Annotated in this window: 11 protein-coding genes; 5 read left to right on the top strand and 6 right to left on the bottom strand. The window is 64.1% G+C overall.

Going from position 1 to position 13,053, the window contains the following annotated elements:
- The first annotated feature begins 12 nt into the window (after positions 1-12).
- On the top strand, positions 13-3,309 hold the full coding sequence (locus ACFQO4_RS06140; RefSeq protein ID WP_500260054.1) for a PAS domain S-box protein: 3,297 nt from the start codon (positions 13-15) through the stop codon (positions 3,307-3,309).
- Between the two features lie 312 nt (positions 3,310-3,621).
- On the top strand, positions 3,622-4,119 hold the full coding sequence (locus ACFQO4_RS06135; RefSeq protein WP_500260053.1) for a hypothetical protein: 498 nt from the start codon (positions 3,622-3,624) through the stop codon (positions 4,117-4,119).
- Between the two features lie 21 nt (positions 4,120-4,140).
- On the opposite strand, the gene ACFQO4_RS06130 is transcribed toward ACFQO4_RS06135, so the two are convergent.
- Together ACFQO4_RS06130 and ACFQO4_RS06125 are read right to left on the bottom strand one after the other, a co-directional pair.
- Entirely contained in the window at positions 4,141-5,328 is a 1,188-nt protein-coding gene (locus ACFQO4_RS06130; protein WP_500260052.1) for an archaeosine biosynthesis radical SAM protein RaSEA, read from the bottom strand.
- A 120-nt stretch (positions 5,329-5,448) separates the two neighbouring features.
- Positions 5,449-6,084, bottom strand: coding sequence for a hypothetical protein (locus ACFQO4_RS06125; RefSeq protein WP_500260051.1), 636 nt, complete (start codon positions 6,082-6,084; stop codon positions 5,449-5,451).
- Positions 6,085-6,220: 136 nt separating this feature from the next.
- On the opposite strand from ACFQO4_RS06125, the gene prf1 reads away from it, so the two are divergent.
- Both prf1 and ACFQO4_RS06115 read left to right on the top strand, forming a co-directional pair.
- The gene (gene prf1, locus ACFQO4_RS06120) at positions 6,221-7,480 is read left to right on the top strand and encodes a peptide chain release factor aRF-1 (RefSeq protein WP_500260050.1); all 1,260 of its coding nucleotides are present in this window, start codon (positions 6,221-6,223) and stop codon (positions 7,478-7,480) included.
- A gap of 213 nt (positions 7,481-7,693) precedes the next feature.
- Positions 7,694-8,476 carry a helix-turn-helix transcriptional regulator gene (locus ACFQO4_RS06115; protein ID WP_500260049.1) on the top strand — a complete coding sequence of 261 codons (783 nt, stop codon included), beginning with the start codon at positions 7,694-7,696 and terminating at the stop codon, positions 8,474-8,476.
- A 112-nt stretch (positions 8,477-8,588) separates the two neighbouring features.
- On the opposite strand, the gene ACFQO4_RS06110 is transcribed toward ACFQO4_RS06115, so the two are convergent.
- The 4 genes from ACFQO4_RS06110 to ACFQO4_RS06095 all read right to left on the bottom strand — a co-directional run bounded on the left by ACFQO4_RS06110 (position 8,589) and on the right by ACFQO4_RS06095 (position 11,593).
- Positions 8,589-8,975, bottom strand: a complete 387-nt coding sequence (locus ACFQO4_RS06110; protein WP_500260048.1) for a DUF6276 family protein — start codon at positions 8,973-8,975, stop codon at positions 8,589-8,591.
- Positions 8,976-9,006: 31 nt separating this feature from the next.
- Positions 9,007-9,723: a V-type ATP synthase subunit D gene (locus ACFQO4_RS06105; RefSeq protein ID WP_500260047.1), complete on the bottom strand. Its 717-nt coding sequence runs from the start codon at positions 9,721-9,723 to the stop codon at positions 9,007-9,009.
- 216 nt (positions 9,724-9,939) lie between these two features.
- Entirely contained in the window at positions 9,940-10,335 is a 396-nt protein-coding gene (locus ACFQO4_RS06100) for an Hsp20/alpha crystallin family protein (RefSeq protein ID WP_253432479.1), read from the bottom strand.
- Between the two features lie 187 nt (positions 10,336-10,522).
- Positions 10,523-11,593 carry a type II glyceraldehyde-3-phosphate dehydrogenase gene (locus ACFQO4_RS06095; protein ID WP_500260046.1) on the bottom strand — a complete coding sequence of 357 codons (1,071 nt, stop codon included), beginning with the start codon at positions 11,591-11,593 and terminating at the stop codon, positions 10,523-10,525.
- 326 nt (positions 11,594-11,919) lie between these two features.
- Here ACFQO4_RS06095 and gap point away from each other — a divergent pair, with 326 nt between their 5' ends.
- A complete protein-coding gene (gene gap / locus ACFQO4_RS06090) occupies positions 11,920-12,987 on the top strand; it encodes a type I glyceraldehyde-3-phosphate dehydrogenase (RefSeq protein ID WP_500260045.1) in 1,068 nt (355 codons plus the stop codon).
- Positions 12,988-13,053: the final 66 nt, after the last annotated feature.

Here is a 13,053-nt window from a genome sequence, read left to right as displayed (position 1 = left end):
GGAACTCGAGTCATGGACACACGAACCCGCGTCATCTACGTCGACCCCGACTGCACCGATCGCGTCGCCTCCGCCGTTCGAGCAGTCGGTCTCGACCTCGAGTGCGTCGAGAGCGACGAGGCGTGTCTCGACCGACTCGAGTCCACCGATTGCGTCATTACGGAGTACGACCTCGGCTCCGCCACGAGAACCGGCCTCGACCTCTTCCGGGCGATTCGTCGGCGGGCGCCGGAGGTTCCAGTCGTGGTCTACACCGACGCCGGTAACGAAGCCATCGCGGGTGAGGCGCTCGCCGCTGGCGTCACCGGCTACGTTCCGAAGTCACAGGGGGTCGAGACGCTCGTGACCCGCGTGCTCGAGGCGATCGTCGAGACGGAAACCGATGCTGGCGCCGACCTCGGTCACGGCTCCGATTCCGAACCCGACTCCGGTCTCAACTCGGACTCAGAATCCGAACTCGACCCCAACCCCCACCCTGACTCCAGCGACTCGTCTTCGCTCGCAAAAACACACGACGAGCGCAACGAACCGTTCCTCGAGTCGTCTCCCGATCACGTCCAACTCATCGTCGAGCAGTCGCCATTCGCGATCATCAAGTGGAGCCCCGAATTCGAGGTCCGCCACTGGAACGACGCCGCGGCCGACCTGTTCGGCTACACCGCGGCGGAAGCGATGGGCCGTCACGCGACCGACCTCGTCGTCCCCCGGGAGAGACGCGAGGCGATTACCGACTGGTGGGCGACCTGGCTCGAGGGCGAGCCGAGTACGAACCACGGCATCTCGCGAAACGTCGACAAAGACGGAACGTCGTTTCGGTGCGAGTGGTCCACGACGCCCCTCGTCGACGCTGACGGCACCGTCACGGGAGCCCTCTCGTTCGTCCGCGACATGACGTCGGAGTTCCGGCGGTCGCTCGCACTCGAGACGCTCCAGGAGACGACCCAGGCGCTGATGCAGACGAGTTCGGAGGCCGAAATCGGCTCGCTCGTCATCGACGCGACGGACGAGATTATCGACGACGTCCTCGCCGGTATCCGGGTCTACGACGAGGACGCGAATCGACTCGACCTGGTCGCCGTGAGTGAGCGACTCGAGGAGCAAACGGTGCAGTTTACGCCGGTCGGTCCCGGTGACGACCCGCTGTGGTCGACCTACGAATCCGGATCGCCGGTCGTCATCGAGGACGCCTCCGCGGAGATGGTCCCATACGACCTCACCGACGAGGTCGGCAACGCTGTCATCTACCCACTCGGCGAGCACGGCCTGCTGACCGTCGCCGCGTCCGGCCCCGCCACGATCGAGGAGACCGACCTCACCCTGATACAAATTCTCGCGGCGACGGCCGAAGCTGCCTTCGACCAGGCCGCCCGCGAGCGCGAACTCGAGCGAGCGAAGACTGTCGTCGAAGCCGTTGGCGACAGCCTGTACGCCGTCGACACCGAGGGAACACTCGTCACGGTCAACGACACGATGGTCGATATCACCGGCTACGACCGGAATACCCTCGTCGGACTCCACGCCTCCGAGGTACTCACTGAGGAGAGCTTCGAGCGCGGGGTCCGTGAGGTCGAACGGCTCGCTGCTAGCGACGAAGACGGCGGCGGAGACGAGGTAGCAACCTACGACGTCGACATCGTCACCGCAAGCGGGGACATCGTCCCCTGCGAGGTCAACACCACCCTCCTCCAGGGCGCGGGCGACCTCTCCGGTAGCGTCGGCATCCTCCGGGACGTCACCGATCGAAAGGTGATGGAACGAGAGCTCGTCGATCATCGGGAGAAGATGGCGAAACTCCACGAGATCGCCTCCCGCCTCGACTCGTGTGAAACGCCCCAGGACGTCTACGACCTCACCGTCGAAACCGCCGAGGACGTCCTCGAGTTCGACGTCTGCGTCGTCGACCGCGTCGACGGCGAGTACCTCGAGACCGTCGCCGTCTCCTCGACGATCCACGAGGACGGGTTCTCGAGTCGCGCACCGATCGACGAGGGCATCGCCGGGAAGACCTATCGAAACGACCGAACGTACCGGCTGGACGACCTCAGAGCCGACGAGGAGGCGACCCCCGAACGCGACTCCTACCGATCGGTGCTGAGCGCGCCGATCGGCGACCGCGCCATCTTCCAGGCGGTCTCGACGGACGTGGGTGCGTTCGACCGGGCCGACCAGGAACTGACCGAGTTGTTGCTCTCGCACGTCTCTGACACGCTCGATCGCCTCGCGTTCGAAACCCGACTCAAGGCGGAACGCGACCGCTTCGCCGCGCTCTTCGAGAACGTCCCTGACGCGATCGTCAGCACGAAGCGCGTCCCCGAGGGTCCGATCGTCGAGCAGGTGAACCCGGCGTTCGAGCGAATCTTCGGGTACGAGGAGTCCGAACTGCTCGAGGAACCGCTCGATTCGTTCATCGTGCCTCCCGATCGCTTCGGGCACGCCCAGGAGATCAACGAGCGTGGGACGCAGGGGGAAGCCGTCGAGGCGGAGGTCAAGCGTCGGACGAGCGACGGGCTTCGCGACTTCATGATGCGGGTCGTCCCGATGGACACGAACGGTTCGACTGACCGCGCGTTCGGCCTCTACACCGACATCACGGCCCAGAAACAGCATCAAAAACGTGTCGAGATCCTGAATCGCGTCCTCCGACACGACCTGCGAAACGGCATGAACATCATCAACGGCTGCGCGGAAATGCTCGCGGAAGCCGTCGAGGACGACGACGACCGGGACTTTGCCGAAGCGATTCAGGAACGGGCTGGCGAACTCATCAGCCTCGCCGAGAAGACCCGAGCGGTCGAACGAACGCTGGATCGCGACGGCGCGGCGACCGGCCCCGTCGACGTCGTCGACTGCGTCGAAACCGCTCTCGACCGAATCGACGCGGAGTACCCGGCCGTGGACGTCGGCTGTACGCTCCCCGATCGAGCACACGCTCGCGCCGACGAACTCCTCGCCGACGCGATCTATCACGTCCTCGAGAACGCCATCGAACACAGCGATCGGGAGGAACCGACGATCGAGATCGGTCTCGAGGTGGACGACGACGATACGCTCACGCTCACAGTTGCCGACGACGGCCCCGGTATCCCCGGGGAAGAGCGTGCGCTCTTGCAGGAAGACGAAGAGATCACCCAGCTCCGTCACGCCAGCGGGCTCGGACTGTGGCTCGTCAACTGGGTGATCACCCAGTCCGGTGGGCAGTTGACCTTCCAGGAGAACGATCCGCGAGGCACCGTCGTCAGGATGCAGATCCCAACGGCCGACGTGCCGACGCGCTCAGCGACGATCGACGGGACGGCGGCGAGCGACTGATTCGAGCAGGCCCCGACGGCGTTTCGAGAAAGCCACAACCGCTTTAATATGTGGGAATCGATCGCTATTATCATGGATACCCCCGAAATGTCGCTCCTGCTGGTCGGTTCGCCCCCCTGCAGGGACGACCTCACGTCCGTACTGTCGAAGGCAGGGTGATCCGACCCCGACACTGATCCCGACCTCGACCCAGATCTCCCCAGCGAACCCACCGCCGACCCAGCCACGATTCTCGAGGCAGGGGCTACCGATTACGTCGTCCAAACGGGGCCGATCGAAGCGTGGGGTCCGCTCCTCTGTCGGCGACTCGAGGTGGCTCGCGACCGCGCCCTCGAACGCATCGCCTCGCGTGCGTTGTACGACGGGGCCCACGGAACAGACGCGGCACTTGACTGTCTGTTCGACGCGGAGTTACGACGACTGCTCGGACTGTTCGCCCATGGACTCACCGTCGACCAGACGGTTCGCTACGCCGCTCTCCCTGCCGACGAGCGAGGAGACGTTATCGCACTCGGCGACGCCCATCAGCAACTCGCGAGAACGTTGAACCTCTACCGCGTCCCCGCCGTCGTGGAGGCCCGTGACGCGCTCACCTACCAGGTGGAGGCCTATCCCTACATTCCCGAGGCGGGCTTCATCTGGCGACCGGGGCCGCTCAACGTCGAACCCCGACTCTGTGGCAATCCGTTTCACCTGACCATGTCGGGGGTACAGTTCGAGTCGCTGGTCGCGTTCGAGAACTTACTTCCCGTCGAGGGCGACACCGTCTACTGGGACTCGAGTCGTGGCCTGTTCTACCCGCTGATCTGACGGTGTCGCTCTGCTTCCCCGCTACCGCGTGAGCGGCTGGTTGAACCCCGTCTCGAGGTCGAGGACAGCCTCCCAGGTCGCCTCACACTCACAGGACACCTGCTCGAACACCGACGGGTCCTGTCGAAGGTCGAAGTCCTTGATCGCCTTCTGGACGAGGTCGTCACACTCCCCGCAGTTGTGTGCGCCGCGGTCGGTGCCGTGGCCGACGGGGTCGGAGACGACGATGCCCTCGACGTCGGCGGTCCGCTCGAGGACGGCGGCGACCGACCAGAGCCACGGCGGGCGGTAGCCGTCCCGGAAGTAGAGGTCGTCGACCATGGTGTAGCGCTGGACGTTGCAGGGGTTCATCGAGACGGTGTGACAGCCGTCGACGGCCAGGCAACGTTCGACGGAAGCGACCATGTCCTCGAGGGCCTCCGATTCGGTGAGGAAGGGGGGTTTCATCAGGAGGTAGGCTTTGATGCCGGCGCCGCCTGTGCTGCCGACTTCGCCTGTGCTGTCAGCTACGCCTCCGCTGCCGGTTTCGTCGCTTGCGGCGCCAGATTCGACGTCGACCTCGGAACCGGCCCCACTGGCCTCGTCCGCCGCGACCGCCTCCGCACAGGCCGTCTCGAACGCCTCGAAGTCGAAGTACTTGTTCACGCAATCGCGGCGAACCCGGTCGGTCGCCGTCTCGAGGCCGATCGCCACGTCCGTCTGGAGGCCGTACTGCGTGAAGTCGCCGATCTTCTCGCGGTCGACGAAGTCGGGCAGGGATTCGAGGACGATCCGCTCGCGGTCGCCGAATGTTTCGGCGATGGCCTTCCGGGACTCGGCGCTCACCTCGCGCTCGTCGAGGAACGACCCGGAGGTGTAGATTTTGATCAGCGGTGCTGGCTCGTCGGCCTCGTCGGCTTCGTGATCCAGACAGACCTGAATCTGGTCCATCAGCGCCTCGTGGGGAACCGTCCCGCCGTCGACGCTCTCGGCGACGTATCCACACATCGTACAGCCGCCCGCCCGCGCCCAGCGACACCCGCCGGTGTTGAGGATGATCGTCAGACTCTCCCTGACGCCGTCGGGCGTGTTGTCCTCGTCGAGCCAGACCCGCGTCGGTTCGTGGGGGTCGTAGCTCTTCTCCTTGCGCGAGCGAACCTCGCGCATCACCTGGTTGTGGGCGTCCATGCCCTTGCCCTGCTCGTAGACCTCGGGCGTCGGCTGGCTCATTACCGAGGAAAGCGTCTCGAGGGGTAAAGCGGCTTCGGGACGTACACAGTAGTTAAAGAGGCCGCTCGCTCACTCCGTTCGCTCGCGGGTGCAGACGTTCGTCACTTCGTGCGACTGTCGTCACGAATCCGGGTTCGAAACCCGGAGCGCGAACCCCCACTCGAGCGAGAACGCTTTGTCCGCGTCCCCTCTCGTGTCCGGGTCGTCCCACCCCGAAACGCGGTGCTTCCAGCGGTAGGCACCCGGATCGAAGTAGCCATCGATTTGGAAGTCGTGCCACACCTCGTACTCGGTGACGACCGACTCGTCGGGGTCGTACGTTCGAGGCGGACAGCCCTGAGTCGTGAACGTTCTCCCTTCTTCTGCATCGCGGTCCTCGACCCACCTGCCGTCGACGCGCTCGAGGTGGTCGGTGTGTCTGTAGAGCCACAGCCCCTCGGGGTCGTCGCTTCCTCCTCGCGATCGGTTGAACAGGCTACACCCGGCTTCACCCACGGAGAGCGCCCGTTCGTCGCCCTCGTTCGTCGTCCGTACCTCGAGCCGTGCCGGTCGCTCTTCCGTTACTGTCTCCTCGAGCAACGTCACATCGATCAAAACCTCGTGTTCGGCGGGTATCGAATCCTGCTCGACCATCGTGAGTTCGCGTTTGGTTCCGTCCGCTCGAGCGCTCGAGGACGGTCCGATCTCGCCGAGACAGCCAGCGGCTCCGGCGACGAGGGCGGCGGCAGACCCAACGAGGAGGGCGCGGCGTTGCATGGCTATAGTGACAATACGACTGAACGTAATCCTTCGGGTGGTGGCGCTTGCTTCGGTGGCGGCACCGATGGCCGGTGACACCGCGTCCCACGGCGTGTCAAAGGGTACTTACCTGCGGCTCCGTTCTAGAGAGACAATGAGTCAGGAGGGAGAGCAGGCCAGTTCCGACCGGAAGAAGTACGAGTTCCGGAAGGTCATCGAGGACCTCGACAACTACGAGGGATCGGGAACCCAGCTCGTAACGATCTACGTCCCCGAGGACCGCCAGGTCAGCGACGTCGTCGCCCACGTCACCCAGGAGCACAGCGAGGCGGCGAACATCAAGTCCAAACAGACTCGGACGAACGTCCAGGACGCCCTCAAGAGCATCAAGGACCGACTCCGGTACTACGACACCTACCCGCCCGAAAACGGCATGGTCCTCTTTTCAGGCGCCGTCGACTCCGGCGGTGGCCAGACCGAGATGATCACGCGCGTCCTCGAGAGCCCACCGGATCCCGTCGAGTCCTTTCGGTACCACTGCGACTCGAACTTCCTGACCGACCCCCTCGAGTACATGCTCGAGGACCACGGCCTCTACGGGCTGATCGTCCTCGACCGCCGGGAGGCCAACGTCGGTTGGCTCAAGGGCAAGCGCATCGAACCCGTCAAGTCCGCCTCCTCGCTCGTCCCTGGCAAGCAGCGGAAAGGTGGCCAGTCCGCCCAGCGATTCGCCCGCCTGCGCCTCGAGGCTATCGACAACTTCTACCAGGAGGTCGCGGGGATGGCCAACGACCTGTTCGTCCCCAAGCGTCACGAACTCGACGGCGTTCTCGTCGGCGGTCCCTCCCCGACGAAAGACGAGTTCCTCGACGGCGACTATCTCCATCACGAGATTCAAGATACGGTACTCGGAAAGTTCGACGTCTCCTACACCGACGAGTCCGGCCTGAAGGACCTGGTCGACAACGCCTCCGACGCTCTGGCCGACGCCGAGGTGATGAAGGACAAGAAGCACATGGAACGCTTCTTCAAGGAACTCCACAGCGGGGAACTCGCCACCTACGGGTTCGACCAGACCCGGCGCAATCTCGTGATGGGGTCGGTCGAGACCCTCCTGATCAGCGAGGACCTCCGCAAGGACGTCGTCACCTTCGACTGCGAAGCCTGTGGCAACACCGACTACGACCTGATCGACCGTCGAAAGGCCACGCCCACTCACGAGTGCAGCGAGTGCGGTACCGACGTCGAGGTCACGGACGAAGACCGCGAGGACGCCATCGAGCACCTCATCACCATCGCCGAACAGCGCGGCACCGAGACCAAGTTCATCTCGAGTGACTTCGAGAAGGGCGAACAGCTCTACAATGCCTTCGGTGGCATTGCGGGCATTCTCCGGTACGATACGGGCATCTAGGCGGCTCAAGCAGCTTAGGCATCCAGGCAGCTACAGCGATCCGACCTTCCTGTCGACTCCTCGAGTGGCGGTAGCCGGCGGTAGCTCTCTCGACCCGTTGTCCAGTTGGAACGACGAACCACGAGTTCCGAGTTACGAGTCACGAGTCGTGAATCGCAAGTCGTGAACGACCGAGAGACTTTTTACCACGAGCAGAGGAGTCGATGACGAACGATGACCTCGCCTTCGCCCGCCGCCCCGCTCGAGGTGGTGTCCCGCCGTCACCCGCTGCTGGCAGCACTCGAGACGGGACCGCGGGCGAAAGGCGACCTCCTCGACGCCATCGACTGCTCGTCGTCGACGCTCGACCGCGCCATCCGCGAACTCGAGACCTCTCACTTCCTCGAGCGTCGCGACGGGTCGGTACGGCTGACCACTGCGGGTCGACTCGCCCTCGAGGAGTACCGTCGGAGCCAGCGAGCCCTCGAATCCATCACGTCGGCCAGTCACGTCCTGCAGTTCGCCCCGCCCGACGCTCCGCTGTCGATGGCGGTTCTGGAGGGGGCGACGATCCACGAACCCAGTTCGCACGCGCCGAACGCGCCGGTCGAACGGATCGCCGACCGTATGCGAGACGCGGACCGGGTCTGGGCACTCGGCGCCACCGAACGCACGCCGCAGTTTCGTCGTATTCTCGCCGATCAAACGGCCGACGGCGACCTCGCGGTCGAGGTCGTTCTGACGGACGACCTCCTGTCGTTTCTCCTCGAGACCTCCACTGATGCCCTCGAGCGCTTCCTCGAGGTGGATGCGTTCGAAGCGGCGACGGTCGAGGAGATTCCGTACGGGCTGGCGGTCCTCGAGCTGCCGGCGAAGACGTACACGTTCGTCACTCTCACGAACGAGGGCGACGTCCAGGGGGTCATCGAGAACGACTCGCAGGCGGCCTACGAGTGGGGGCGCGATGCGTTTCGACAGATTCGCTCTACGGCAACGGCGCTGCAGCCGCCGGAGTAGACTGCGCGCGAGTTCCAGAACCGAGTGACGTCGCTCGAGTAGCCCTGTAGCCACTGTAGCCTCAAGGCCCTGTAGCCCCTGAGCCCCGTGGCTCGCAACGCCGATCGCCCGATCAGTAGAGTAGCTGTTCGAGCTGATGACGCCGGCGCTCGAGGTCGACCGCTGGCTCGACCGACGGCTCGGCGAGCACCCGATCGATGGCCAGCAGTGGGTCGGCCCCGTGACGCTCGACCGCCTCGAGGGCGCCCTCGAGTTTCGTGCGGTTCGTCGCCAGCGAGTCACAGAGTCCGATCGCGAGCGCCAGTGAGATTCCCGCGTCGCCTGACGGAAACGACGTACTCACGCGCGAGAAGTCGGGATCGCCCGCCCCAGAGCTGGCGGGCTCGACGCGAAGGCAGTGCGGACAGATTGCCGCCGCGTCGGCCTCTTCGGGAGCGTAGGCTCGAATCGAGGATGAAACCGCGAAGGTAATTGGGTCGACGTCACAGGAGCAGTTCATCGAGATAAATGCGTGTCGACGGTGCTGGGTCCTAGTTGGTTCCGGGAACGCCGCTCGCGGTCGCGGGTTCGTGCTCCTCGGCGTCGCGCGGAGTACCGACGAGTTCCTCCTCTTCGTCTTCCTCTGCCTCTTTCTTCTCCTTGATCTTCTTGAGCCGGAAAATCTCCTCGCGTTCTTGCTCCTCGAGTTTCTGCTCGATGTACTCCTTGTTCTCGTATAGGTCGGGCAGGAGTTTGAACTCGAGGGCGTTGACGCGCCGTTTGGTGGTTTCGATCTCCCGCAGCATCTTCTTCATCGCCGTCTCGACCTCGGCGGCGAGGATAATGCTCTGGAGGAGGTCCTCGTAGGCTTCGGCGGCCTCGTCGATGCGTGCGGAGGTGCCCATGATCCCGTAGCCACGTTGGTCGAGGCTCTTCGTGACCTTCGAGGACTCGATCTGGGGGACGACGACGCCCATGATGTTCTTCGACTCGGTCGTGATCTCGGGGTGTTCCTGCAGGGCGGCGGCCGCCCCACGAACGGCGACGTCGCCTTCCATCGCACGCGCCATGTTGATCGTCTTCTGGGCGCGCTCGTAGTCCTCCGAGAGTTCGCCCCGGACGTCCTGGGCCTGGTCCAGGATGTCCATGAACTCCATGATCAGCCCGTCGCGTTTCTTCTCGAGCGTCCCGTGCCCGCGCTCGGAGAGGTCGATGCGATCCTCGATCTGCATCAACTCTTTCCGGGTGGGTTTGACGTCCTTGGCCATCTTGTGGGTGGGTTGCGCGCGCAGTCGGATAACTGTTTACAGTTGCAGCCAACAGCCAGACGGTCGTTGTGTGATCGTACTCGACGGGTGTCGGTAGTGTGGTGGCCGCTGGTAACCGTCGGTGACCGGTGATAGGGGTCAAGGGGAGGGGGTAGGCACTGATCGGCACAGACGCGAGGAAAAACCGACTGCGTACCGAGACCGCTTGCGATACCGCTACTCGAGGCTGATGTCCGAGGACTGCTCGGCGGGCTCGAAGACGACCTCGAGCACCCCGTTGTTGTAGGTCGCGGAGGCGGTGTGTTCGTTGACCCGGCGGGGAAGGGAGACGCGCTCGTCGTACTCGCGGTGGTCGCTCCGGGCGGAGATGGTGAGCGTCTTTCCGTCGCACTCGAGTTCGATGTTCTGCTTTTCGACGCCGGGGAGGTCGGCGATGACGCGGACTTCCTCTTCGGTGTCGTGGACGTCGACGTGAGTGTCGGCGCCGAAGCCGGCGTCGGTGTCCGTCCGCGACTCGAAGCCGACGTCTCCGCCAGCCATCATGTCGTTCATCATCCGCTCAATCTCTCGAAAGAGGTCGTCAAAGGGTTCGTCGCGGTCGTCTCGGCGCATGAGGGACTCTAGAAGTGGCAGGTGCAAAAAGGTATTCCTCGAGGCGAGATCCTGAGAACGGGATCGATGTGCTCGAGTGACGGCGACTCTGCTGTCGCTGGCGATTTCGATGTGAAACGGAGTGGTTGGAGGATGGAACGTGAATTGGTAGTCGCCAGTCGTCAGCCGTTAGTTCAGCCGTCAGCAATCAGTCGTCGGCCGTCTGCGTATCGAGTCGCTTCACCGGCCGGTCGCGAAGCCCTCCGAAGCCGATGCCGAGCGTCTCGTTCGTTAGCGACCGACTTTCGGGACCCGACAGGTGGCCCGAAATCGCACGCAGGGCGTCGACGTTCTCGGGAACGACGTCGGACTCCTGGTGGATCGCCTGCATGCAGTAGAGGTCCGAACCCTGGAGCGTGACTGACTCCTCCCAGATGCAGTTCTCCCAGATGTCGCCGCGGGGTCGACCGGCGTCGGCCGCCATGTCCTTGAGCGTCCCGGCGCCGTCGATGCGGGCATACTCGGGGACCATGATAGTTCGCTCCTGGGCCGCGAGCAGGTCGCGCACGTCGTCTTCGCTCGCAGGCGGGTTCTCGAGGGTGACGTTGATGGCGTGGACGTGCATCATCGTCGTCGGCACCTTCAGGCCGATGGTGTCGATGTCGAGTTTGGGGAAGAGCGTCTGCACATCGGGACCGTGGTGGGAGGGGATGGAGACGGGGTCGGGGACGGCGTCGTTGATCGGGCCGCGGCCGGTCTGGTTGGGGTCGCCGCCGCGTCGAACCAGCGTCGCCCGTACCTTCTCGATGCCGTAGGCCTCCTCGAGCGGGGCGACGAGCCGGGATAGTCCGGTCGTGTTACAGGAGACGACGCGGACGTAGTCGGCGTCTTCGGCCTCGTCGTAGTTCACGCGGGCGTTGAAGCTCACTTCGGCAACGGTGGCGTCCTCGCCGCCCTGGAAGATCGCTGGCGTGTCGTGGCGTTCGTACAGCGAACGGTTTTCGGCACCGATCCCGGAGGGCGTTGCGTCGACGACGACATCGCTTGCCTCGACGAGTTCGTCGACCGTGCCGGCAACGTCGACGCCGATCTCGCGGAATTCCTCGATCCGCGTTTCGTCGACCACGTAGAGGGGGTAGCCGGCCTCGACGGCGCCGATGGCGACGTAGTCGGGGCTGACCTTGGCGACGCCACAGAGTTCCATGTCGGGTTGCGCCGAGACGGCGTCCGCGACGCGTTTCCCGATGGTTCCATATCCGTTGATTCCGACGCGGAGCATACGAGGTCCACTCCACCGGCGACGGGTATAATTGTTTCGGACAGACTGATAGATGTTAACTCGTAATTGAGTACTCGAGATAATAATCGGAAGACTGCGTCGGGTTGATAACGAGACACACGGCCGAATATATATCTTTTAATTTTTTCATAAACGGGGTTTAGTGGGTCCTATACCGACCCCGGTACGTCGGTCTCGTGTGACAGAACGTTCGAACATCCCTGGTGTTAATTACGCTCTGCCTGTTAGTATAGGATCCAAGGTACATCGGACGCTGTCCAGAGCCAGGGCAACTACTTTAACCCTGGACAGCTTAGTACTCAGATATGAGTGAACATTCATTCGCCGAAGACACTTCCACGGAGGGCGTCGTTCGCGTCGGCCTCAACGGATTCGGTCGCATCGGTCGGAACGTCCTGCGCGCGTCCCTCGAGTACAACGGGATCGAGATCGTCGCGATCAACGACGTGATGGACAACGACGACATGGAGTACCTGCTCCGGTACGACTCCGTCCACGGTCGCCTCGACGACGTCGAGCGCGACGGTGACACCCTGTTCGTCGGCGGCCAGGAGATCCAACTGCTCAACGAGCGCGACCCCGCCGAGTTACCGTGGGAGGAGTTCGACGTCGACGTCGCCTTCGAGGCGACCGGTCTGTTTCGCTCCCACGACGACGCTGCTATGCACCTCGAGGCAGGCGCCGACAAGGTCATCATCTCCGCGCCCCCGAAAGGCGAGAAGGACGTCTCGATGTTCGTCTACGGCGTCAACCACGACGAGTACGAGGGCGAGGACATTCTCTCGAACGCCTCCTGTACCACGAACAGCGTCGCCCCTGTCGCCAAGGTGCTCGACGAGGAGTTCGGCATCGCTTCGGGCCTGCTCACCACGGTCCACGCCTACACCGGCACCCAGTCGCTCGTCGACGGTCCCGAATCGAAGCGCCGCCGCGGTCGCGCCGCCGCCGAGAACATCATCCCCACGACGACCGGCGCCGCCATCGCCACCACCGAGGTCCTCCCCGAACTCGAGGGGAAACTCGACGGCATGGCGATTCGCGTCCCCGTCCCCAACGGCTCGATCACCGACCTGACGGTCGACCTCGAAGCCGACGTCACGAAAGACGACCTCGAGGCCGCCATCCGCGAAGCCGCTGACGGCGACCTCGTCGGCGTGCTCGGCTACACCGACGAGGAAATCGTCTCCCGGGACATCGTCGGCCTCCCGTTCTCCTCGTACGTCGACCTCGAGTCCGCGATGGTGCTCGAGGACGGTCTCGTGAAGATCCTCACGTGGTACGACAACGAGTACGGCTTCTCGAACCGCATGCTCGACCTCGCGACGTACGTGATCGCCGAGGACGAGGCTGAAGCGGAAGCCCCGACGCAGTAGCCCCACTCGAGTCGTCGTTCGCGACGGTCCGGACGAAACACCTGGTAATTCCGTCCCTTTTAAGCG

The sequence above is a fragment of the Saliphagus sp. GCM10025334 genome, from assembly GCF_042663485.1.
GTDB lineage: Archaea > Halobacteriota > Halobacteria > Halobacteriales > Natrialbaceae > Natronosalvus.
The sequence above is the reverse complement of the archived record's forward strand: the minus strand, read 5'-3'. Positions and strand labels throughout refer to the sequence as shown.

Bases quoted from the DNA above. Each gene is read 5' to 3' on its own strand.
- ACFQO4_RS06140 (WP_500260054.1), top strand. From the start codon at position 13: ATGGACACACGAACCCGCGTCATCTACGTCGACCCCGACTGCACCGAT.
- ACFQO4_RS06130 (WP_500260052.1), bottom strand. From the start codon at position 5,328: ATGAGCCAGCCGACGCCCGAGGTCTACGAGCAGGGCAAGGGCATGGAC.
- ACFQO4_RS06125 (WP_500260051.1), bottom strand. From the start codon at position 6,084: ATGCAACGCCGCGCCCTCCTCGTTGGGTCTGCCGCCGCCCTCGTCGCC.
- prf1 (WP_500260050.1), top strand. From the start codon at position 6,221: ATGAGTCAGGAGGGAGAGCAGGCCAGTTCCGACCGGAAGAAGTACGAG.
- ACFQO4_RS06115 (WP_500260049.1), top strand. From the start codon at position 7,694: ATGACCTCGCCTTCGCCCGCCGCCCCGCTCGAGGTGGTGTCCCGCCGT.
- ACFQO4_RS06110 (WP_500260048.1), bottom strand. From the start codon at position 8,975: ATGAACTGCTCCTGTGACGTCGACCCAATTACCTTCGCGGTTTCATCC.
- ACFQO4_RS06105 (WP_500260047.1), bottom strand. From the start codon at position 9,723: ATGGCCAAGGACGTCAAACCCACCCGGAAAGAGTTGATGCAGATCGAG.
- ACFQO4_RS06100 (WP_253432479.1), bottom strand. From the start codon at position 10,335: ATGCGCCGAGACGACCGCGACGAACCCTTTGACGACCTCTTTCGAGAG.
- ACFQO4_RS06095 (WP_500260046.1), bottom strand. From the start codon at position 11,593: ATGCTCCGCGTCGGAATCAACGGATATGGAACCATCGGGAAACGCGTC.
- gap (WP_500260045.1), top strand. From the start codon at position 11,920: ATGAGTGAACATTCATTCGCCGAAGACACTTCCACGGAGGGCGTCGTT.